The 22,635-nt window shown below is 59.6% G+C and carries 19 protein-coding genes and 1 tRNA gene; 2 read left to right on the forward strand and 18 right to left on the reverse strand.

Annotated features, from left to right (window positions below; all coding sequences use genetic code 11):
- Window positions 1-7 precede the first annotated feature (7 nt).
- The 8 genes from VI215_09535 to VI215_09570 all read right to left on the reverse strand — a co-directional run bounded on the left by VI215_09535 (window position 8) and on the right by VI215_09570 (window position 9,893).
- A complete protein-coding gene (locus tag VI215_09535; GenBank protein ID HEY6192549.1) occupies window positions 8-931 on the reverse strand; it encodes a PfkB family carbohydrate kinase in 924 nt (307 codons plus the stop codon).
- Window positions 932-935: 4 nt separating this feature from the next.
- Window positions 936-2,570 carry a M20/M25/M40 family metallo-hydrolase gene (locus tag VI215_09540; GenBank protein HEY6192550.1) on the reverse strand — a complete coding sequence of 545 codons (1,635 nt, stop codon included), beginning with the start codon at window positions 2,568-2,570 and terminating at the stop codon, window positions 936-938.
- Window positions 2,571-2,611: 41 nt separating this feature from the next.
- Window positions 2,612-4,009 carry a M20/M25/M40 family metallo-hydrolase gene (locus VI215_09545; protein HEY6192551.1) on the reverse strand — a complete coding sequence of 466 codons (1,398 nt, stop codon included), beginning with the start codon at window positions 4,007-4,009 and terminating at the stop codon, window positions 2,612-2,614.
- A 380-nt stretch (window positions 4,010-4,389) separates the two neighbouring features.
- Window positions 4,390-5,430: a PDZ domain-containing protein gene (locus VI215_09550; GenBank protein HEY6192552.1), complete on the reverse strand. Its 1,041-nt coding sequence runs from the start codon at window positions 5,428-5,430 to the stop codon at window positions 4,390-4,392.
- A 114-nt stretch (window positions 5,431-5,544) separates the two neighbouring features.
- Entirely contained in the window at window positions 5,545-6,009 is a 465-nt protein-coding gene (locus VI215_09555; GenBank protein HEY6192553.1) for an NUDIX domain-containing protein, read from the reverse strand.
- 2 nt (window positions 6,010-6,011) lie between these two features.
- A complete protein-coding gene (locus VI215_09560) occupies window positions 6,012-6,743 on the reverse strand; it encodes a pseudouridine synthase (GenBank protein HEY6192554.1) in 732 nt (243 codons plus the stop codon).
- A gap of 115 nt (window positions 6,744-6,858) precedes the next feature.
- On the reverse strand, window positions 6,859-7,977 hold the full coding sequence (locus tag VI215_09565; protein HEY6192555.1) for a hypothetical protein: 1,119 nt from the start codon (window positions 7,975-7,977) through the stop codon (window positions 6,859-6,861).
- 104 nt (window positions 7,978-8,081) lie between these two features.
- Window positions 8,082-9,893: a long-chain fatty acid--CoA ligase gene (locus tag VI215_09570; protein HEY6192556.1), complete on the reverse strand. Its 1,812-nt coding sequence runs from the start codon at window positions 9,891-9,893 to the stop codon at window positions 8,082-8,084.
- 488 nt (window positions 9,894-10,381) lie between these two features.
- Between VI215_09570 and VI215_09575 the strand changes: the two genes are divergently transcribed.
- Both VI215_09575 and VI215_09580 read left to right on the forward strand, forming a co-directional pair.
- A complete protein-coding gene (locus tag VI215_09575; protein ID HEY6192557.1) occupies window positions 10,382-13,150 on the forward strand; it encodes a vitamin B12-dependent ribonucleotide reductase in 2,769 nt (922 codons plus the stop codon).
- A 41-nt stretch (window positions 13,151-13,191) separates the two neighbouring features.
- Entirely contained in the window at window positions 13,192-13,635 is a 444-nt protein-coding gene (locus VI215_09580) for a hypothetical protein (GenBank protein HEY6192558.1), read from the forward strand.
- 4 nt (window positions 13,636-13,639) lie between these two features.
- On the opposite strand, the gene rpiB is transcribed toward VI215_09580, so the two are convergent.
- The 10 genes from rpiB to VI215_09630 all read right to left on the reverse strand — a co-directional run bounded on the left by rpiB (window position 13,640) and on the right by VI215_09630 (window position 22,244).
- Entirely contained in the window at window positions 13,640-14,293 is a 654-nt protein-coding gene (rpiB, locus tag VI215_09585) for a ribose 5-phosphate isomerase B (GenBank protein HEY6192559.1), read from the reverse strand.
- Window positions 14,290-14,736 (reverse strand): septal ring lytic transglycosylase RlpA family protein, encoded by a 447-nt coding sequence (locus VI215_09590; protein HEY6192560.1) that lies wholly within the window; start codon window positions 14,734-14,736, stop codon window positions 14,290-14,292. The genes rpiB and VI215_09590 overlap by 4 nt, the downstream gene beginning before the upstream one ends.
- Complete coding sequence (locus tag VI215_09595) at window positions 14,733-15,821, reverse strand: mannose-1-phosphate guanylyltransferase (protein ID HEY6192561.1); 1,089 nt, start codon at window positions 15,819-15,821, stop codon at window positions 14,733-14,735. The genes VI215_09590 and VI215_09595 overlap by 4 nt, the downstream gene beginning before the upstream one ends.
- Window positions 15,822-15,846: 25 nt before the next feature.
- Window positions 15,847-16,959, reverse strand: a complete 1,113-nt coding sequence (alr, locus tag VI215_09600; GenBank protein HEY6192562.1) for an alanine racemase — start codon at window positions 16,957-16,959, stop codon at window positions 15,847-15,849.
- Window positions 16,960-17,046: 87 nt separating this feature from the next.
- The gene (atpC, locus tag VI215_09605) at window positions 17,047-17,466 is read right to left on the reverse strand and encodes an ATP synthase F1 subunit epsilon (protein HEY6192563.1); all 420 of its coding nucleotides are present in this window, start codon (window positions 17,464-17,466) and stop codon (window positions 17,047-17,049) included.
- Between the two features lie 35 nt (window positions 17,467-17,501).
- Window positions 17,502-18,908 (reverse strand): F0F1 ATP synthase subunit beta, encoded by a 1,407-nt coding sequence (gene atpD, locus VI215_09610; protein HEY6192564.1) that lies wholly within the window; start codon window positions 18,906-18,908, stop codon window positions 17,502-17,504.
- A 240-nt stretch (window positions 18,909-19,148) separates the two neighbouring features.
- On the reverse strand, window positions 19,149-20,126 hold the full coding sequence (locus VI215_09615) for a YpdA family putative bacillithiol disulfide reductase (protein HEY6192565.1): 978 nt from the start codon (window positions 20,124-20,126) through the stop codon (window positions 19,149-19,151).
- A 79-nt stretch (window positions 20,127-20,205) separates the two neighbouring features.
- Window positions 20,206-20,278 (reverse strand) — tRNA-Thr (locus VI215_09620).
- Window positions 20,279-20,284: 6 nt separating this feature from the next.
- Window positions 20,285-20,686, reverse strand: coding sequence for a 4Fe-4S binding protein (locus VI215_09625; GenBank protein ID HEY6192566.1), 402 nt, complete (start codon window positions 20,684-20,686; stop codon window positions 20,285-20,287).
- Window positions 20,687-20,864: 178 nt separating this feature from the next.
- Window positions 20,865-22,244: an aspartate ammonia-lyase gene (locus tag VI215_09630; protein HEY6192567.1), complete on the reverse strand. Its 1,380-nt coding sequence runs from the start codon at window positions 22,242-22,244 to the stop codon at window positions 20,865-20,867.
- Window positions 22,245-22,635: the final 391 nt, after the last annotated feature.

The raw sequence follows: 22,635 nt of genomic DNA on the forward strand, positions 1-22,635 counted from the left end.
ATCCCGGTCACGCCAGCACTTCGGCGTCGAACTTCGAAAGTTCCCGGAATTCACGGAAGCGGTCGTGAATTTCGATGGAGGTCAGGTCTTTCAGACGGTTCAGGCTGAATTGTTCCACGCAGAAGGAGGCAAGGGCGCTCCCGTAAATGACCGCCCGCTTGCAGTTCTCTTCCGACAGGTCGTCGGTCTTCGCAAGCCATCCGATGAACCCGCCGGCAAACGCGTCGCCTGCGCCCGTCGGATCGTTGATCATCTCCAGCGGGTACGCCGGGGCGGCGAACACGATCCGGTCGGTGACGAGCAACGCCCCGTGTTCCCCTTTCTTGATGATGATCATGCGCGGTCCTTCCGCGATGATCTCCTTCGCGGCCCTGATCAGATTCGGCTGGTTTGTGAGCTCGCGGGCTTCGGCGTCGTTGATGATGAGGATGTCCACAAGCTTCAGCGTCCTGCGAAGCTCCTCCCGCTTTCTCTTGATCCAGAAATTCATCGTGTCGCCCACCACCAGTCTCGGCTTCTCGATCTGCTCCAGAACCCTCCTCTGAAGGTCCGGATCGATATTTCCGAGACAGACATAGGTCGTCTTCCGGAACGATTCCGGGATGACCGGGTCGAAATGCTCGAAGACATTGAGCTCCGTGAAGAGCGTGTCGCGGGTGTTGAGATCGTAATGATACCGCCCACCCCACCGGAACGTCTTGCCGTCCTTGACGACCTGCACACCTTCCAGATCGACCTCGCGGCTCTCGAGGAACTCAATATGCTCCTGGGGGAAATCGCCTCCCACAATCCCCACAAGCCGGATCGGTGCGACGAAATAGCCTGCTGCGATCGCGATATAGGTCGCCGATCCCCCCAGCACGTTTTCCACGCGGCCGAAGGGAGTCTCGATGGTATCGATCCCGAGGGAGCCAACCACCAGCAGGCTCATCGCACTACTGGCTCCCGCGCTGGGCCGGCGCCTGAGGGACGGGCTTCCGGGGAAACATGGCATCCCTCATCGCCGCGTCATAGGCAAACGCCGCCATGATGACCGAAGCCTGCTTCAGGTCCTCGGCCTGGGCGCGATCGTACAGGTCCATGGTCGAGTGGTGCGTGCGCGTATCGTACTCCAGGGGATCCTGGATGAACTGAAAGCCGGGCAATCCGATGGCGTCGAACGAAAGATGGTCGGTCCCGCCGGTATTCGACGGCGTCAGCGTCGAGGCGCCCATATCCCTGAACGGGGCGAGCCAGGCGCGGAAGATCGGACGCGCGGCTTCGTTCCCCTGCATATGAACTCCGCGCACCTTTCCGCTCCCGTTGTCGTTGTTGAAGTAGACGGAAAACTTCTCGGCCTCGGGTTTGAGAACGATCGGACCGGGGATCGTATCGGCCGGGCCTGTTTGCCGTTCTCCGAAATGATTCTTCACGTACGCTGCCGAACCCAGGAGGCCTTCTTCCTCGCCGCTCCAGAGCCCGATGCGGATGGTGCGTCTCGGCTTCAGGTCGAGTTTTTTCAGGAGCCGCATGGCTTCGAGGCACACCGCCGACCCGGTGCCGTTGTCTGTCGCTCCGGTCCCGCCGTGCCACGAGTCATAGTGCGCGCCGATCATGACGACCTCGTCCTTGAGGTCAGACCCGGGGAGCTCGGAAATGACGTCGTAACTCGAATCCTCCTTGTAGAAATTCACCTCGAGGTTCATCTCCAGCTTCGGATGTTCACCCTTCTGGATCATCCGTACGAGCCGGTTGTAGTGCTCTGCTCCCACGGCGATCTGGGGAGCGATGCGGGGGGCTTTGGGATCGTACACGCTCATCCTTTTCGCGAAGGGCGTATCCGGATGATAGGCGATGCCCGCCTGCTGCACGAAAATGTTTCCGCCGTCGCCTCTGCTGACGGTGAGAATCGCCGCCGCGCCTTCCTTCTCGCAGAGTTCCTGCTTGTGAAAGCCGGTGAGCGCCCTCGCTCTCTGCTCGGGTGTCATGCGGAACCCGCGGCCGCGCCTCTGCGCGGGAGTCATGTCGGCGTTTGCGAGTTTGAGCAACGTCGAGTCGGCATCCCTCGTTCCCTCGGGATCAAAATGCGCTTTCACATCGACAGGGTCGCTGATCAGCACAAATTTGTTTTTCAGTTTTCCCCGGTACGTTGCGACCTCGCTGTCGGTTTTGGCGTCGAGGTAGACGATGTCTCCGGAGACGGTGCCGCCCGTGCCCGGTGACCAGGCCTTGGGAAAGGAGATCAACGGGAAATCCTGCGACCCCATGACGTTCGCCGAATAGCGTTTGAGCGACCAGCCTTTGCCGAACGGACCCCATGCTTCCAGGTGTGAATTCGCAAGCCCCCAGGAGGCGAGTTCCTTGACCGCCCAATCGGCGGCTCGCTTGTACCCCGGGGAGCCCGTCAACCTCGGGCCGTACACATCCGAGATATAGCTCAGGATCTCCATCACCTGGGAGCGGTTCATTCCCTCGTCCCGAATCTTTGACACCGCGGAAGTATCGATTTTTTCGTCCGCTCCGCGGGAACCCTGGGAAAAGCCGCATTGAACCAGCGCAACGGTGAGAACAACCAGGACCAATTTTGACATATGCACCTCTTTCTGCTGATGAAAGTTTATGTGAAGCAACCTCAGAGCCCTTCCTGGGCGAGAACATAACAGAGGATCGCAAGAGAGATGGCGCCCAGTTCCAGTTCCCTCTCGTTCACTTTGTCGATCGTATCGCTGTCGGAATGATGGTAGTCGAAATAGCGCTGCCCGTCGACTCTCAGGCCGATCGTGGGCACCCCTTTCCTCCCCAGCTCTCCGATATCGGCGCCCCCTCCTCCCTTCGAGATCCGGTCCGCATCGATCGGCTTGAAGAGGTACGCCCACCGGGCGACCTTGTCGATCGTCAGCGAATCGGCGGTCACCCCGAATCCCCTCGGAGTAAAGCCTCCGGCGTCCGTTTCAATGGCGGCGACCGGCTTTTCACCGGGCCGGCCTCTCTCGGCGTAGGCCTTTCCTCCGCGCAAACCGTTTTCTTCGTTCATGAAGAGGACGGCGCGGATCGTTCTCCTGGGGGTGAGTCCGAGTTCTTTCAATAACCGCAATGCTTCCATGGAGTGGCTGACACCGGCTCCGTCGTCATGAGCGCCGCGCCCCTTGTCCCAACTGTCGAGGTGGCCGCCGACAACGATGACTTCTTCGGGATGCTCCGATCCTTTGAGTTCGCCGATGACGTTGGCAGACTCGGTGTCCGGAAGCATGCGGCAGGCGAGTCTGAGCCTGACGCGGAGTGAATGGTTCGCCTGGAGCATGCTGTCGAGCAGGTTCGCGGCCACCGTGCTCAGGGCGGCTGCCGGCACTTTCGGAAGGCTGTCGTTGTAATTCATCGCGCCCGTGTGGGGGACGTCGTCGATCCGGCTCGTCATCGAACGCACGAGGGCGGCGACACCTCCGGCGCGCGCGGCTTCCGACGCGCCCTGACCCCTCTGGTTTACGGCTCCGCCGTAGGCCTCAAACGTGTTATACTTGCTCCTGTCGAACGGGCGGTTAAAAAAGACGATCTTCCCTTTCGCACCCTCGCCCATCCCCCGCAACTCGTCGAACGACTTCACTTCGACCACTTCGGCCGTAATCCCGTCATCGGGCGTGGCGATACTCCCCCCGAGGGCGCACATCGTGAGGGGCACCGTCTTGTTCGAAGAGCCGATGATCGAAGCTTCCTCGACGGAACCCCGGACCCAATGCGGCACGATCACGGCCTCGGTGTGCACGTTTTGAAAGTCGAGATGTTCCATCGTCTGTTCCGCCCACTCGACTGCGCGGCCGGCTGCGGGCGATCCGCTCAGCCGGGCTCCGACCGTCCCGGTCAGCTCACGGAGGATCGAGTACGCCTTCCCGGACGCAAGCCCCGACGCGACAATCTGACTCACGATCCTCTCATACCTGTGCTGGACCGCCGTATCCGCCGGCTGGGCCGATCCGTGCAGGGTGAAACCGAGGGCGGAGAGCGGGAGCCAGGCGACGAACAAGCGTACATTCATACTGTCTCAATCCTTCCGAAAAAAAACGCCGGCATTCCAAGTAGTCGGTATCCGGTCCCGCAGAGTCGGGAGTCAGTCGGATACGCCGGAACGGCGTGCGTCAGCAGATTCTTGATGCGGGGAAACTTCGATTTAGGAAACGGAGAAATATACGAAAATATTCCGCAAAATCAATCAGGGAGGGGGTAGCCGCGACCCGCAGGCCGCGGAGGTGATGGTAGGCGCGACCAGGAGACGACCCGAGAGGTATCGGTGGAGGTCGTTCTTGTAGGGGCGACGCATGCGTCGCCCGGGGTGATTACGAAATATCTGTCCGTGCGGGCGGGGCATGCCCCGCCCCTACATCGACACTGTACTTTACCGCAGCCCAATGGCTGCGGCTACAGGTTCGAAAAATGCGTTTGGAGGTTGTCATGGAGTTCCTGAAGACCGTTCTTGAGCTGTGTCTTGAATTCCCGCAGGAACTCTCTCAGGGCCTCCATGGTGCGTAAGGTGAATTCATGGTATCCAGGCTCCCGGTCATGATACCAGCGTTGTCCCATTCCCGGGATCCGGGTGCTGCCCGACATTCCTTCCTCCTCCCCCTCTGAGTCCTCGTCGCGATCAGGCCTCAGCGAGAGGGTAAGAGGTTTTCCTTTTCGCATGACTTCCACCGCAATCGCCTCCTTCTTGCTGTTCAGGAGCTCCTCCCGAAGGTCTCCGATATCGCGAATGGAATTCCCTCCGGCCTTGAGGATCACGTCGCCCGCCTTGAAGCCTGCGGTATCCGCCGCGGTTCCCTTCTCGACTTCCGTCACGAGGACTCCCTTTCCTTCAGGCACCTCAAAGTATTCCGCAAGTTGTTTCGTGAGTTCCTCGACTTCGAGACCGGACAACTCTCCCATCCCGACGTCCCGGCGAAGCATGCCGGGGCCGTGTGGAATCCGGGGGATGCGGGGCATGAGCGGCATCCGCGGCGCGTAATGAAAACCCCGCCCGCCAAAATCAAACGAGTAGGCGCGAACTCCCGGTTCGCGTCCGATCTCGGCCGTCACCGTTTTGTGTTCTTTTTTCCGCACGATTTCGACCGGGACAGACCTCTTCGGTTTTGTCCGCTTGACCAGTTTGGTGAGATCCCTGGAGCTCTCGATCTTCTCTCCGTCGAACCGGATGATCACATCGCCTTCCTTTATTTCCGCCTTCTCAGCCGGACTCCCCTCCTCGACGTCCGCGACATAGGCCCCGCGGTCGACGGTAAGGTCTTCCTTTTTTTTGAGTTCCGCCGTGACATCCTGGACGGCTACGCCCAACCGGCCCTGATCCCTGGTATTCTGAAAGATGTACGTCCCCGCGGAAGATCTCGATTGTGCGGAGACGGCGGAGAGAGATGATGCTATCGCGAGCGTAATAGCCCCGGTTTGAAGAAGTGAGCGGATCGTCATAAGAGCTCCTCGGGTTGAATGAAACGACAGTGGTGACAACGGTCTCACATTGTTAGACCCCGGGAGGCCCGAAACGGTTGACATCGGGTAGTCGCGCGGGGGACGGGAGCAAACTCATTGAATTTGGGTCAATTGGGAGGCTTCCCCTCCTCCGGCGATGAACTCATGCACAATTTGGAGCCCCGTCCGCTGGCCGGGCCACACCAGTTTCCGGGAGGCCTCCTCCCGGGGAAGCCACAGAAAGTCGGAGTGTTCGGATGAGAGCGCGGGGGACACGCCGGACGCGACGCGTGCGGCAAAAAGCGGGCTGAGGTTGACGGCGTGACTCCGGGTATCGTAGAAGCTGTTGACATGCGGCGCCACCCAGAATGCCTCGGGAGACAATCCCGTTTCTTCGTGCAATTCCCGCAGAGCCGCCTCGACGGAATTCTCACCCGCCTGAATCGTCCCGGTCACGAATTGCCAGATACCCGGGTAGAGCTTTTCGCCCGCAGACCGGCGGAGGAGCAGGTAGAAGGGGATCCCCTTTTCGATCTTGAACACGCAGACTTCCACCGTGTCGGAGACGGGTTCCCGCATCCTCATTCCTGAGCGGGCCGGGAGAGGAGTTCGACCTCCCGTGCGGTGAGATACCGCCACTCCCCTTTTTTCAAAGCGCCGAGGCCGAGCCCTCCCATCTTCACCCGCATGAGCGAGACGATTGCATACCCGAGTTGTTCGCACATCCGCCGGATCTGTCGGTTCTTCCCCTCGAGTATCGTCAACTCCAGTATTGTCCCGCTCTCGCGCGAAACCGCGGCGGGAAGAAGTTTTTCCCCGTTGATGCTCATCCCCTTTTCAAACATTTCGAGATCGGTGTCCGAGGGAGGCCGGTCGAGGCTGACCCTGTAGGTTTTCGGGATTTTCGACCGGGGGTTTGTCAGCCTCTCGCCGAGCCTGTTGTCGTTCGTCAGCAGGAGCATCCCCGAGGTGTCCTTGTCGAGCCGGCCGACCGGAAAGAGCCATCTCCCCTCGTCGCCGAGCACATCATACACGGTGGGGCGGCTCCGTTCATCGCTCCTCGTCGTCACCACGCCTTCCGGCTTATTCATGAGAACGGTGACGATCCGCTTCCTGGGGAGGATCGAGCCGTCGACCAGAAACCGATCCTCTCCGGGAGAACAGCGCGCGGAGGGGTTCCGCACGATGCGCCCGTTGAGACTGACCCGCCCGCTTCGGATCAATTCGGCGGCGCGGGAACGGGAGGTGTAACCGAGTTTTGAGAGCGCGCGGGCCAGGCTCACGGCCCTGACCGCCCCCTTTTTCGCATTCATGGCTCCTGGCGAGCGGGCTCTCTCTCAACCCTCACCGGCACCTTCGGGCCCGGAACGAAGAAGCCCGGGACACCTGAAGGGTGCCGGGCTTCTGCCAACGTTCGCCGTGCGCCGATCACACAAGAATCTCTTCCGGCTTCGTAAAGAGCAGATGGTCGTGGAGATAATGCATCAGCAGGAAGGAAAGGACGACGATATAATAGCACTGGTCGAACGAGATGCCGAGAGTCGGGCTGAAATAGATCAGCAGTCCGATCACCGAGACGGCTCCGGCGGTCAGGCCGACATTGAAGAGGTAGTAGCGCCAGGTCCTTCCGTCCTCGGACATCTTGTCGATGAACTTTGTGCCGATCTCCCCGCGCTCGTGGCGTAGCCTGTTGATGTAATAGGTCAATCCAAGATACTGGAAGGAATGCCATGCGTTAAAACCCTGGAATGCCACGTCGAGATTCGGAAAGGCGGGGATGCAAAAGGCCACCGCGGAGGTAAGCGATATCAGAATAATCTTGGGATAATGGGCCGTCCCGAGCCGGATCTCGTTGATGGTCTTCCAGATGAACAAAATGGCGGACGACACGAACACCGCCGTCACCAGGTAAAAGATATAGTCGGTCTTCAGAAAGTCGGGAAAGAAGATCTTGTTGGAGCCGATATAAAAGTCTTCATGGATGAACTTGTAGGTGGCAATCGGATAGAGCGCCGAGAAGAGCAGCGCGTAGTCGATCATCCGTGACGACCAGGAGAGGGATCTTGCCGCCTTTTTGTTGTAGCACTCCACGATAAACGCCGCCTGGTGAAGGATGTGGATTGACGCCCAGAAGAAAAAGAACGTGATCAGGAACTGAAAATGCTTCACCCCCAGGTAAATCACCACGATGGGGATCAGCACCGAGCCGGCAAGGAGGAGCTTATGCTTGCTCGAAAAGGTCTTGTCGAAGACGGTCCGGGTGTAGGTGGCGTACATGTGGGGGCCGCCGATGAAGAGGGCGATCGTTCCGTTGACCAGATTCCGGCTCGCGTCGGCGTCCCATATGTATTTGATGCCGAGCCCGGCCAGCATACTATTAATATAGGGGGTCGCCTCGTTCGCGAAGACGAAGGTCAGAATCGGGACCGCGACCAGCACGGCGCTCAGGCTTATGAAGGTGAGATCCCAGCTCTTGCTTCTGAGCCACAACCCTTCCGAGATGATGCCCGTACGGGATTCAACAGCAAGGGAATAGGCAGAGTTCATTAGTCAGGTCTTCATCAAATGAATGCAATCCGGAGCAGGTAAGGGGAACCGTAACTCAAAAAAATCCCTCCAATTATACCCATTTTCCTTTCAAGAGTCAAGAATTAGCCGAACCGGGCATACATCCTCTCGATCTCGTCCTTGAACAGGCGTTCCACGACTTTCCTCCGCACTTTTAACGTCGGGGTGAGTTCGCCGTTTTCGGCGGTTAGCGGACGGTCAAGTATCGTAAAGTTGCGAACGCGTTCGTAGTTCGCAAGATGTTTTTGCAGAACGGCGACCTCGTTTTCGAAGAGAGCCCGGATTTCGGGCCGGTTGGCAAGCGCGCGCGGATCCCCGTCCGGGAGATTCCGGGTACGAGCATGCTCTTTGATGCGATCGAAATTGGGGACGATCAGTGCGGTCAAAAACATTCGCCCGTCGCCGATCAGGACGATTTGATCGATCAGCTCGCTCTGCAGGAAGAGGTTCTCGATCGGTTGCGGGGCGATGTTTTTGCCCCCGGAGGTGACGAAGAGATGTTTCTTCCGGTCGGTGATGACCAGGAAACCTCTCTCGTTGAAACTCCCGATATCGCCCGTGTGCAGCCAGCCCTCCGGATCGATCGCCTGCGCCGTCGACTGGGGATCGTTCCAGTACCCTCTCATCACGTTCGCACCGCGGGCAAGAATCTCCCCATCGGGGGCGATGCCGACTTCGACGCCCGGGATCGGCATCCCGACCGTCCCGAACTCGTACCTGTCGAGCCGGTTGAAGCTGATCACAGGCGAAGATTCGGTCATTCCGTATCCCTCGATGATCGCGATACCGGCGGCCTCGAAAAACTCCCCGATTTCCGGGGCGAGAGCCGCGCCGCCCGAAACGAGAAACCGGATCCTCCCTCCGAAGAGCTCCCGGATCTTCCTGAACACGAGCCGCTCCGCGATGGCACGTTGAAGACGGAGAAGGTGGTACCCCCTTCCGGGTTTTCCCGCGCGGGCGAAGCGTCCTCCGACCCCCAACGCCCACTCGAAAAGCCGGCGGCGGAGCGCCGACTGCCCGGCCAACCCCCTCCGGAGGCGGGTGTAGACACGCTCGAATATCCGGGGCACCATCATGACGACGGTGGGCCGCACCTCGGTGAGGTTTTGCCGGAGGGTCTCCGGGCTCTCCGCGAAAGCGATCGTCACCCCGCAGGCCATCGCCGTATAGTAACCCGCCATTCTCTCGTACGAATGCGAGAGAGGAAGGAACGAGAGGACGCGGTCCTGGTGCGTGAACGGGATGCACTCCGCGGAACCGATAATATTGCTCGTCAGGTTGCGGTGCGTGAGCATGACGCCTTTCGGATTTCCCGTCGTCCCCGAGGTATAGATCAGCGTGAGAAGATCGTCCTCCCGGACCGGTTCCGGAGCGGCCCGGGGAGCGCCTGCCATGTTCATCACGGCGGAGAACCGGATAACCCGCGGGTCGTCCGCGCCCTCGTCGCCGGAAACGAGTATGATCTTTTTCAGGCCGGGAAGATCCGCTATCACTCCGAGCACCTTCCGCAGATGCGACTGGTTGGAGACGAGAAGATACTTCGCTCCGGAGTCGGCGAGAATGTACTCGACCTGCCTGGGGGTGAGCGTGGGGTAGATGGAAACATTTACGGCGCCGAGCCTCATCATCGCCATGTCCGCGACGATCCACTCCGGCCGATTCTCGGAGAGTAAGGCGAACCGGTCCTCCTTCCTCACGCCGAGCGCGGCGAGACCGGAAGCGAACCGCTCCACCATTATTCTCAATTCCGCGTAGGTGAGGTTCCGGTACGCTCCCTCCGATTTGTACATGATCGCAGGGCGGGGATCCGCCTCGAATTTTTCGAAGATCCGCTCAAACATCTGCACGATCGTGCTGAACTCGACGGCCGGACCGAAGCCCTCAGGCTTGATCATGATTCAGACTTCGGCCGGATGGGGGACCGATAGGGGCCGGCTATGCGATGAAACGACTCTCGAGAGGACATCTCCTGAAAATAAACTCCCCGCACCTAAGAAGCAAGAACGCCTGTCATATGCCCCTTTTTGGCCTTGCAGGCGGCCTTCGGCGGACGCCGCTGTCTCGTGCCGGCACCGGGCTATGATAACTCCGGGGTCGTCTCGGAATACAGCGGCAGTACCTATCAAAATTTTTTCACTTTTTACTTGACTTCTTACCGCCAACTGTATATATTTCGTCCCGATCTCACTCCCCAGGAGGAGGGGGAGTTGAGATTTTCCATTTTCCCGCCGTACGATCGCGATATTCTTGAAGGACGAGTGAGGTTGAGGATATTCAGCCGCAATGACAGGTCTTACGCTGGTGGAGCGGATCCTCGGGAAGCAATCCTTCTCCAACCCTATTAATTTTGTAGCCAATCCACACTTTTCAGGAGCATCCAATCATGCCCAACCCAGAAGCGGCAGTTCACGGAAAGAAGAAATCCGTTTCACCGGCTGCCGGCGCAAGCCCAAGGCCCGGCCACGGTTTATCCTTCCGCCGGCATTACACCAAACCCGGCATACATCCGTTCGACATGATCGAATGGGAATACCGGACCTCCGTCATCCAGAATGAAAAGGGAGAAATAATTTTCGAGCAGAAGGATGTCGAAGCTCCGAAGTCCTGGTCGATGACGGCGACGAATGTCGTCGTCTCGAAATATTTTCACGGCAAGCTCGGGAGCCCCGAGCGCGAAACCAGCGTACGGCAATTAGTGGACCGCGTTTCTCGCACCATGGTCGAGTGGGGAAAGAAAGGCGGTTACTTTGCGACAGAGGAGGATGCCGAGACATTTTACTCCGAGCTGAGTTTTCTGCTCGTCAACCAGTACCTGTCCTTCAACAGTCCGGTCTGGTTCAATGTCGGGATCGAAGAACGGCCGCAATGTTCGGCCTGCTTCATCAATTCCGTGGACGACACGATGGAGTCCATCCTGGAACTTGCGAAGACCGAGGGCCGGCTCTTCAAGTGGGGCTCGGGAACCGGATCGAACCTCTCCGCTCTCCGCTCGTCGCGTGAAGGCCTCTCCAGCGGCGGCACCGCCTCCGGCCCTGTCTCCTTCATGAAGGGCTATGACGCGTTCGCGGGTGTCATCAAGTCGGGCGGGAAGACCCGGCGCGCCGCCAAGATGGTGATCCTCAACGTGGACCATCCCGACATCCTCGATTTTATCCGGTGCAAATCGGAGGAGGAAAAGAAGGCGTGGGCGCTGATCGATGCCGGCTATAACGGCGGATTCAATGTTCCGGGCGGAGCGTACGATTCGGTTTTTTACCAGAATGCGAATCACTCCATCCGGGTCACGGACGACTTCATGCAGGCCACGCTCGACGACAAGGCGTGGACGACCAAATCGGTGCTCCACCGGGAGACGATGGATACGTACCGGGCGAAGGACCTGTTGAACGAGATGTCCGAAGCGGCCTGGATCTCCGGGGATCCGGGGATGCAATTCCACACGACGATCAACAACTGGCATACCTGCCCCAACAGCGCCCCCATCAACGCTTCCAACCCGTGCAGCGAATATATGTTTCTCGACGACACGGCCTGCAATCTCGCCTCCCTGAATTTGATGAAGTTCAGGTCGGATGACGGTGAGTTCGACATCGAATCCTTTTGTCACGCGGTCGCGATCACGATCAGCGCCCAGGAGATCGAGGTCGATAACGCGAGTTACCCTACTCCGAAGATCGCCGCGAACAGCGCCGAGTACAGGCCGCTGGGGCTCGGGTATGCGAATCTCGGCGCGTTGCTCATGGCGCGGGGACTCCCCTACGATAGCGAGGAGGGGCGCGCCTACGCCTCGGCCGTCACCGCATTGATGTGCGGACAGGCCTACAGACAATCGGCCCTCATCGCCCGGGAGGTGGGGCCCTTCAGGGGGTTCGAGAGGAACCGGGAACCGATGCTGAGGGTGGTCAAGATGCACGGACTGGCCGCCGATAGAATCGAAAACAACTACGTGCCCGGAGATCTCCTCACGGCTTCGAGAAAAGTGTGGGACGACGCGTATGCGACCGGGCGGGAGTACGGGTTCAGGAACTCGCAGGCAACGGTTCTCGCACCGACGGGGACGATCGGATTCATGATGGATTGCGACACGACCGGCGTCGAACCCGACATCGCCCTGGTGAAATACAAGAAGCTCGTGGGGGGAGGGTTGCTCAAGATCGTCAACCAGACCGTCCCTCTCGCTCTCAAGAAGCTCGGATATATCGACGAGCAGATCGAACATATCATCGCGTACATCGACAAGAATGACATGATCGAAGGCGCTCCGCACCTCAAGGAAGAGCACCTGCCGGTGTTCGATTGCGCGTTCAAACCGGCCCGCGGACAACGCTCGATACACCACATGGGGCACGTGAAAATGATGGCGGCGACCCAGCCGTTCATCTCCGGCGCGATCTCGAAGACGGTGAACATGCCGAACGAAGTCCGGGCGGAAGACATCGCCCGCACCTACCTGGAAGCGTGGCGGCTGGGGCTCAAGGCGATCGCGATTTACCGCGACGGATGCAAGAGGACACAGCCCCTCAACACCAGCCTCGACCAGCTCGTCAACTCCACGAAGCAGAAGGCGGTCCGGAGAAGATTGCCCGATGAGCGCAACGCGGTCACCCACAAGTTTTCGATCGCCGGACACGAGGGATACATCACGGTGGGGCTCTACGAGGATGGGATACCGGGCGAGCTCTTCATCACGATGTCGAAGGAGGGATCGACCATTTCGGGCCTGATGGACGCGTTCGCGACCTCCGTTTCGATGGCGCTCCAGTACGGCGTGCCGCTGAGGGTGCTCGTCGAAAAGTTCTCGCACATGCGGTTCGAACCGAGCGGGTTCACGGGAAACCAGGAGATTCCGATCGCGAAATCGATCTGCGACTACATTTTCCGCTGGCTCGGCAAGAAGTTTCTGCCGGCCGACGAACAGCCGGCGATCCTCGACGTCCTGAACGGCAACGGGGGCCGGGCCGCCGTCGAGCCGGTGGCCACTCCGAAGATCTATCTGACGAGCTCCGGGGAAACCGCAACGTCAAGGGCCGAACGGGAAGTCTACCGCGCCCAGGCGGATGCCCCTCCCTGCCACGCCTGCGGCAGCATCATGGTCCGGAGCGGAACTTGCTACAAGTGCACGAATTGCGGAGAAACCTCCGGTTGCTCGTAGGCAAAAAAAGCCTTTCCCACACCGGCCATAGGAGGGTCACCATGAAGCGCCACATGCACCGCGTGAGCCTGTTCGCTTTGCTCCTGGCGGGAGCGCTCTGCTACTCAGGGTGCGACTTTGACAAAAAGGAATTCATCGATACCGCCAGGAGCACCTACGAATCGTTTTACAACAACAATACCCGGATCACCGACAGTACGATCGACTGGAATTCGATCCGGATTAACGGGGATGACGTGGGCCGGCTCTACATGCAGATGACGACCGACTATGACCGGATGGCGTTCCGGAGAGCGCAGATCGTCAGACTCAGGACCATCTGCAGCATGAAGGGGTGGAATGTTCAGAACGTCAAGAACTGGAGGATCAAAGACCGCGGCGTGGAAAGCGCCTCGGTGATCGGCGACGCACCGGGCGGTACGATCCTTCTTTCCCTGCGGAAATTTCAGGCGGAAAAAAAGGTGGGGCAGATAGAAGTGCGCTGAGCCGTCAGGGGCGCTTTTCGATATCCGAGATCTTGTCGAGGCGTTTCTGGTGCCTCCCTCCGCCGAATGACGTTTCGAGCCAGACCTTCGTAATCGATTTGGCGGCCTCCGGGCCGATCGCCCGGCCGCCGAGAGTCAAAACATTCGCATTGTTATGTTCCCTGCTGCTTCGTGCGGAGAATTCGTCGGAACAGCAGGCGGCACGTATCCCGCGGACCTTGTTGGCGACGATCGCAGACGCTATTCCCACCGCATCGATCATGATTCCCCGCGAGGCCTGACCCAGGGCCACCATCCGCGCGACGGCGTACGCAAAATCCGGATAATCGCATGCCTCTTCCGAGTAGGTCCCCAGATCGACCACCTTGCATCCCAACCCGGAAAGGAACGTCTTCAAAAGCTCTTTGAGCGCGTGGCCTCCGTGGTCGCTTCCGATGGCGATCACTTCCCCGGTTTCCCCCTTTGGCGCGAGCGGAAGGGCCGGGGCGGGCTGGGAAGATTCCGGGTTCCTGGTCTCGAGTCGGATCCTGAGCTGTCGCGCCCGGTCCCGCGCCGCGTCGGTGACGATCGCGCCGGGGGGTAGCTGGATCGACTTCTCGCCCCGCTTCGCGGCCTCCAGCACCGCCTGCTCCGATATCAGCTTCTTTCCCATGGTCATTGCCGCTTCATGGATGCCGAATCCCCGAGCTCCAGCACCTCGAGCCTGACCGGTGCGGTCCCCGAACCGATGAGTTCTATCTCCTTCGCGGCCGCAAGCGAAAGGTCGATGATGCGGTCGTCCTTGAAGGGACCCCGGTCGTTGATCCGGACAATGACCGCCTTCCCGGAGTGGGTGTTGGTCACCCTCACCCTCGTGTTGAACGGAAGCGTTCTGTGCGCCGCGGTGAACCGGTTCATATCGTACACTTCCCCGTTCGAGGTTTTGCGGCCGTTGAATTCCTCCGCATAGTAGGAAGCCATCCCTTCTTCAGAGAAAGAGAATTCCCCGCCGGATCCCTCCTGGTGGGAATGCGCAGAGGTGAACCGGGGGGATGGGACGCACCCCGACAGGCCGAGGAGAAGGAGCGAGATCAATCCGGTGCGCGCAACGGCGGCGGTCATAGGAACTCGTTCAATTGTTTTCGCCTGAGAAAATCGACGATCTCCTTGACGTTTTGCGATTCCCCGCGCTTGCAGACCAGGACGGCGTTGTCGGCGGCGATAACGATCAGGTCGTCCACCCCGATGGTGGCGACAAACTTGTCCCCCGCGTGGATGAGCGTATTCCTTGTGTCCTGAAGGGAGACCCGGCCCGTGACGCTGTTGCCGTGGTCATCCTTCCCGGAGATACGGTACACCTCGTCCCAGGAGCCGACGTCGCTCCAACCGAAATTCCCCTTGATCACATAGACTTCCCGGGCTTTTTCCATCACGCCGTAGTCGATCGAAATGGGCCGAATCGTCCTGTAGGCGGTTTCAAGCACATGGTCGTACTTGTCGCCCCCGACCGCATCCCCCACTTTCTTGAATTCCGCGGCCATCTCCGGAAGGAGCTTCCCGATCTCGGACAGGATCGCATCGACCCTCCAGACGAACATCCCGCTGTTCCAGAGAAAATCTCCGCTCTGGACAAATTGCCGGGCGGTTTCGCTGTTCGGCTTCTCGGCGAACGTTTTCACCCTGAACACCCCCCTGGAAAAATAGGGGTTTTTCCCGTCGTCCTCATCGACGACCTGGATGTATCCGTACCCTGTCTCCGGACGCGTCGGCTGGATGCCGACGGTGATCAGCCTTCCGGATTCGTAGGCGACCCAGATGGCAAGGTTGAGGATGCGCCGGAATTCATCCTCGTTTTGCATGACGTGATCGGCCGGAAGGACCACCATGACCGCCTCGGGATCGAGCCTCTGGATAAAGAGGCCGGCGAGCGCGATGCACGGCGCGGTGTTCCGCCCGAGCGGTTCGAGGATGATGTTTTCGGGGGGGATGTGCGCGAGCTGTTTCGCGACGAGGGGCCGCTGAATTTTGTTGGTGACCACGATGGTATGTTTCTCATCGATGAAGCTGCCGATCCGCTTTACGGTGTTCTGGATCATCGTCCCGCGATGGACGATTTCGAGAAGCTGTTTGGGGGATTTCTCCCTGCTCCGGGGCCAGAACCTCGACCCCACCCCTCCCGCCATGATCACCGCATAGACATTTGGCATGTTCGACCGACGCTAGTGCGCTGAGTTAGTGAACATACGACCTGGGGACACGCGCCGTGATTCCGGTGAAGACCTCGTAGGGAATCGTCCCCACTTTCTCGGCGAGATCCCAGGCGGTGATCTCCTCCCCGCCTTCCCGCCCGAGCAGCACGACCTCATCCCCGACGTGCGCGTCGCTTCCCGCCCCCACATCCACCATCAGCTGGTCCATGCAGACGATCCCGACCACCGGATATCTCCGCCCCCGTATCAGGACCTCCGCCTGGTTGCTCAGCCGCCGGCTGTAGCCGTCGCCGTAGCCGAGAGGAACGGTTGCGATCCGGGTTGCGGAGGAAGTAAAATACGTGCGGCCGTAGCTGATGCTGGTATTCGGAGGGACATCCTTCAGAAACACGATGGTCGATTTCAAACTAAGGACCGGCGCGAGCGGAATGCTCCGGGTCGTCTCCTGTGTCGGATACATGCCGTAGAGCATGATCCCGGGCCGGACGAGGTCATAGTACGACCGGGGGAGATCGATGATTGCGCCGCTGTTCGCGATATGCCTGAGCGGGATTTGGATCCCCCGCTCGCCGATGGCGCGCAGGACCCCCTCAAAACGGTCGAGCTGAACCATGGCGAACGATTTGTCGCGGTCTCCCGAGGTTGCGAGATGACTGTAGATTCCGGCGACCTCGAGCTCGGGCAGACGGGCGACATCCTCGACGAAGCGGGGGGCATGCTCGCTCCGGACGCCGATCCGCTCCATGCCTGTGTCGATTTTCAGGTGAACCTTCGCCCTTTTTCCCGCCGATTTGCACTGCGAGGCGATGTGGCGGGCCAGCTCCAGCGACGAGACCGTGATTTCAAGATCATGCTGAATAAATTGATGGACTTGATTTCCAAGCACGCCGCCGAGCACGAGCGTGGGTGTCGTGATTCCGTTCCGGCGCAGCTCGATTCCTTCTTCAAGAAATCCGACCCCGAGATAGTCCGTGCCGAAATCGGTCAACGCCTGAGCCACTTCGACCATTCCGTGGCCGTACCCGTTCGCCTTGACGACCCCCATCACCCGGACGTCCGGCCCCACTTGCCTCCGGACCCCGTCGAAATTGTCCCTGAGGCACTTCAGGTCGATCTCGGCCCGTGTCAGTCGCATATTCGACAAAAAATATACTCTTTCCGGTCCTGAATGTCAACGCATGAATGGGAGCCGGGGGCGACCCGGTAAACAGGTGGGGAATGGTCAGGCGGGTTGATGTTCGGCCCTTTGAACGACCCGCAACCGGTTGATCGCGCGTGCAAGAGCGCTCCGGGCGCTGGCCTCGTCAAGGTCGCCGCCCTTTTCGGCGAGAAGGCGGATGGCCCGCTCCTTCGCCGCCAGAGCGCGCTCCCGGTCGATTTCGTCCGACCGCTCGGCCGTTTCGGCGAGCATCACGACATGGTTCTTCTTGACGTCGACGAACCCCCCGCTCGTCGCAAAGCGTCTTACGTTTCCCTCGGTATCGGTGAGTTTCACCTCCCCGATCCCGATCTCGGCGAGGAGAGGGGCGTGATTATAGAGAACCTGAAATCCGCCGGCGGTTCCGGGGGCGGTAAAGCTTACCACGTCGCCGCTGAAGAGCAGCTTCGCCGGCGTGACAATCTCCAATTTGAACGTCTTCACTGACATCCGCTCATCGCCAGAGTGGCCGGGCGCGCTTACGATGCTTCCTTCTTGTGGCGTTCGACCACCTCATCGATCGTGCCCGCCATGAAGAAGTGGTTCTCCGGGATCTGGTCGTACTCGCCGTCGACGATCCCCTTGAATCCCCTGATCGTATCCTCGAGCTTCACATATCTCCCCTGGAGGCCCGTAAACTGCTCCGCGACGAAGAACGGCTGCGAAAGAAACTTCTGAATCTTCCTTGCACGCGCCACGGCGAGCTTGTCGTCATCGGAGAGCTCATCCATCCCGAGGATGTTGATGATATCCTGAAGATCCTTATAGGTCTGGAGAACTTCCTTTACCCGCTTGGCCACCGAGTAGTGTTCCGCTCCGACGATCGAAGGCTCCAGGATCCGGGAAGTGGAGTCAAGCGGATCGACGGCCGGGTAAATCCCGAGCTCGGAAATCTGGCGGCTCAGAACGGTCGTCGCGTCAAGGTGACTGAAGGTCGTTGCGGGGGCCGGGTCCGTCAGGTCGTCGGCCGGTACATAGATCGCCTGAACCGAAGTGATCGAGCCCTTCTTGGTGGAAGTGATACGCTCCTGCAGCTCCCCCATCTCGGTCCCGAGCGTCGGCTGGTATCCGACGGCGGAAGGCATCCGGCCGAGCAACGCCGAGACTTCCGAACCCGCCTGGACAAACCGGAAGATGTTGTCGATGAAGAGGAGCACATCTTTCCCCTCGGCGTCGCGAAAATACTCCGCGATCGTCAACGCCGTCAGCCCCACGCGCTGCCGCGCTCCCGGGGGTTCGTTCATCTGTCCGAACACGAGCGCGGTCTTGTCGAGCACGCCCGACTCCTTCATCTCGAGCCAGAGGTCGTTCCCCTCGCGCGTCCGCTCGCCGACCCCTCCGAACACGGAATACCCGCCGTGGTGGATCGCGATATTATGGATCAGCTCCATGATGACGACGGTCTTGCCGACGCCGGCGCCGCCGAAGAGGCCCGTCTTACCCCCTTTTGAGTAGGGCTCCAGTAGGTCGATGACCTTGATGCCCGTCTCGAACATTTCCTTCTGCGTGGTGAGATCTGCAAACGGGGGCGGGGACCGGTGGATCGGGAGCCGGGTCTTCCCCGTCAGTGGCGGAAGCGTATCGATTGAATGGCCCACCACGTTGATGAGGCGTCCCAGCGTTTCGGGCCCCACAGGGACCTCAATCGGGTTGCCGAGATCGTAGGCCTTCATCCCGCGGACCAGGCCGTCGGTGGTGTCCATGGCGACGGCGCGGACCCTCTCTTCGCCGAGATGCTGCTGCACTTCGCAGATCAGCTCCTCGTCCACCCCCTCGACATTCTTTCGCGGGATCCGGACGGCGTTCAGGATTTCGGGGAGTTTGCCCCCGGAAAAATCTATGTCAACGACAGGTCCGATCACCTGTACGATTTTGCCTTCGGTCATGAAATTCCAGTTTGTTGAAAGGGTGAGCCGGGCGGCGCCCAGCGGCGTCCCGGATTCGCAACAGCGTAAATGCGGCGATAATATAGGGATTTCGGCGACAAGAAGCAATCATTCCGCCGCTTCGGTTGTGCCTCACACCGTCGGATCCTCGTTCCCACGCTCTGCGTGGGAACGCATACTGCGGCGCTCTGCGCCGCAACTGGCCTGACATGCTCCGCTAGAGGCTGGTGGGTCTTCCCTCTACACCCTCCCCTTCAAACAATCCACGATCTTCTTCCCGTGTCCCCTCCCGTTTTCTATGAAGACCCTGTTGTTGAATCTTCCCCCCACCATCCCGCCCGCAACGAAAAGGTTCGGGACATTCGTCTCCATCGTCTCCGGATTATGGACGGGCGCCAGGGAGTCGGCCTCTATCCCGATGCCGAGCGACTTCAGAAAGCCGATCTCGGGCCTGTAACCGATCAGGATAAACGCAAAATCGGTCTCCTCCTCCTCGCGTGTCCCGTTCGGACCCCGCACGACGGTCGAGCCCGGCCGGAATTCTTCCACGGTCGTCCCAAACCGGGTCCGGATCGACCCGTCGGCGACCCGGTTTTCAAAGTCGGGGAGGATCCAGTATTTTACTCCCGCGGTCAACGCGGGCCCCCGGTGGACGAGCGTCACACGCGCACCGTGCCGCCATAAATCGAGCGCCGCCTCAACCGCGGAGTTCTTCCCGCCCACGACCAGCACCCGCTGCCGGTAGTACGGGAGCGGGTCCCGGTAGTAATGGGAGACGTGCGGGAGGCGTTCGCCGGGGACGTCGAGCGGATTGGGCGTTCCGTAATAACCCGTCGCAACCACGACGGCGCGTGCATGGTGTTCAGCGCCGCCCGACATCCTGAGCATAAATCTCTCCCCCTCCTTCACGGCGGAGAGGACGGCGTCGTAGAACGATGCGTGAAGCGCATAGTGGTCGGCGACGCTTCGGTAATAATTGACGCAATCGAGCGTCGTGGGACGCGTGGAGGGGACCACGAAGGGAACGCCGCCGATCTCGAGCAATTCTGGAGTCGAAAAGAAATACATCTCGCGCTGGTAGCGCTGGATGCTGTCGACGATGCCGCCCTTATCGGCGACGAGGTAGCTCATCCCCGCGTTCCGGGCTTCTATCGCGCATGCGAGTCCGGCCGGACCTGCCCCGATGATGAGAAGGTCGTATGTGTGTGGGTGGCTCATAAAAAAACATCCTGTCGCCTCTAGGACAGGATGCCTGCGATCGGGATCGATCGATGTCCCGTGTTCTTCGAACCTGCTGAGCTGAAGGTCGGATTTGAACCGACGACCTGCGGTTTACGAAACCGCTGCTCTACCAGCTGAGCTACTTCAGCGAAACGTCAAATCTGCGGTTTTTCCCCGTAGAAGACCGTCGGAAAAAACTCCCCCACTTCCGCGGGGGCATCCTTCATCCATTCCTTCTCCGGAAGGACCGTTCTCTGCGTCCAGTCCCGTGCAACCTCGGGGGCCTTTTCCGTATCGATCATCTCGATGGTATCCCAGGGGCAGTACTTGACGCAGAGCTTGCAGCCGATACAGACATCCAGGTCGATTTCGACCAGTTTCTTGTGGACATCGTACTGGGGCCCGGCAACGACGTAGATGCAATCGACGGGACAGACCTCGAGACACACCTCGCAGCCCGTGCAGCCCGACTGGTTGATAACCGCCAGTTCCTTCGGCTTCTTCTTGCGCGCGGGGGCCGCCGGTTTGGGCTGAACTCGCGCTTGTTCTTCTGCCATCGATCTATCGCTCAGTTTCGGGGTGATCGAATCATCGGTACAATAAACCAAAATTCCGCCAGAGATTCAAGTGCCTTTTGGCTGTCATCCTGAGGTTGCGGAGCAACCGAAGGATCTCGACGCCGATGGATTGAGATCCTTCGCTTCGCTCAGGATGACAGTTCGTTTCATCATCCGGTCAATGAATGCCCGGTTCCGTCATCCCGCGAAGGTTGAAAACCTCTTCGAGTTTTTCTTCCGACATAAGCCCCTTCTCCAGGACGAGCGCCTTGATCGACTTGCCCGACCGGAGATATTCCTTGGCGATTTCCGCCGCCTTCGCGTAGCCGATGTGCGGATTAAGGACCGTCACGATGCTCATGCTTCCCCGGGCGTACTCGGTGCACCGCTCTTCGTTTGCGGTGATCCCGTCGACGCAGAACTTCACGAAGACGCCGATCGAGTTCGTCAATATCTCAACTTCATGGAGCAGATTAAACGCCACAACCGGCATCATGACGTTCAGCTCGAGCTGTCCGGCCTGCGCCGCGAGGAGAACCGTCTGGTCGCAGCCGATCACCTGGAAACAGACCATGTTCAGCATCTCGGCCATGACCGGATTCACCTTGCCGGGCATGATCGAGGAACCCGGTTGCACGGGCGGAAGCACGATTTCCGCAAGTCCCGTTTTCGGCCCTGAGCTGAGAAGCCGCAGGTCATTCGCGATCCGGATCAGGTCTTGTGATAGATTCCTCACCGCCCCCGAAAGTTCGGCAAACGGGCGCAGGCTTTGCATCGATTCGAAATAATCGTCGGCCATCCTGAATTTGACCTTCAGCGCGCGGCTCAGTTCGGCGACCATCAGTTCGCGGTATTTGGGGTGGGCGTTCAATCCGGTGCCCGCCGCAGTACCGCCGATCCCGAGCTCAGCGTTGCTCTCGGATGCGGCCCTGATCCTGTCACGATGCTTCCGGACGTTCACCGCGTACGCCCCGAATTCCTGTCCAAGCCGCACCGGGACGGCATCCTGAAGGTGTGTCCGGCCGGACTTCACGATATGGTCGAACTCCTTCGCCTTCCGGGCGAACGACTGCTCCAGAACATCCATCGACGAAAGAAGCCCCTCTGAGAGCATCACGGCGGCAATCCGGATCGCGGTGGGACAAACATCGTTCGTCGATTGAGCCATGTTCACGTCGTCGTTCGGATGAACGAGTGAGTAGTCCCCCTTTTTACCCCCCAGGAGCTCGATGGCCCGGTTCGCGATCACTTCGTTCGCGTTCATGTTGTGGGATGTCCCCGCGCCGGCCTGGTAGACGTCCACGACGAACCACTCCCGCAGCTTTCCCGCGAGGATTTCATCGCAGGCCCGGACGATGGCATCGGCCTTCTTTGCATCGAGGAGTCCGAGAGCTTTATTCACGATCGCAGCCGAGCGTTTGATGTGGACGGTCGCCTCGACGTAGGAGGGTTTCGGGCGCAAACCGCTGATAGGAAAATTCTCGATCGCCCGGTCCACCTGCGCGCCGTAATAGGCATCCGCCGGGATCTGGCGCTCACCAAGAGAGTCTTTTTCCATACGGGTGTTCATGTGAAATTCTCGGGAAGTGTCTTCAAGTGTGCCAAATTGCAACAGATATGAGAATGGACGGAACTAATTGCGGGGCAATATACGCAAAGTGGGGGGTAGATTCAACAGTTATGTCATCCTGAGCGGAACGGAGTGGAGCGAAGGATCTCCCTCTGATAATCTGTGAGATCCTTCGCTTCGCTCAGGATGACAATACGAGAGACGACGCGCTAGTCGATGGGCATGCTATCTCTTTTTTGCCCGGGGAAGTTTCATGGCACGGATCCACCCGTACCGGTCGAGGTCGATTTTCCCCTTCTGAAACCGGACCCCCTCCTTCTCAAGCAGCCGCTCTTGCCTCCGATAGTGTCCCCCCTCCCGGGGCAAGGAAATTCTCCCC

The organism is Bacteroidota bacterium (assembly GCA_036522515.1).
GTDB lineage: Bacteria > Bacteroidota > Ignavibacteria > UBA10030 > SZUA-254 > VBOC01.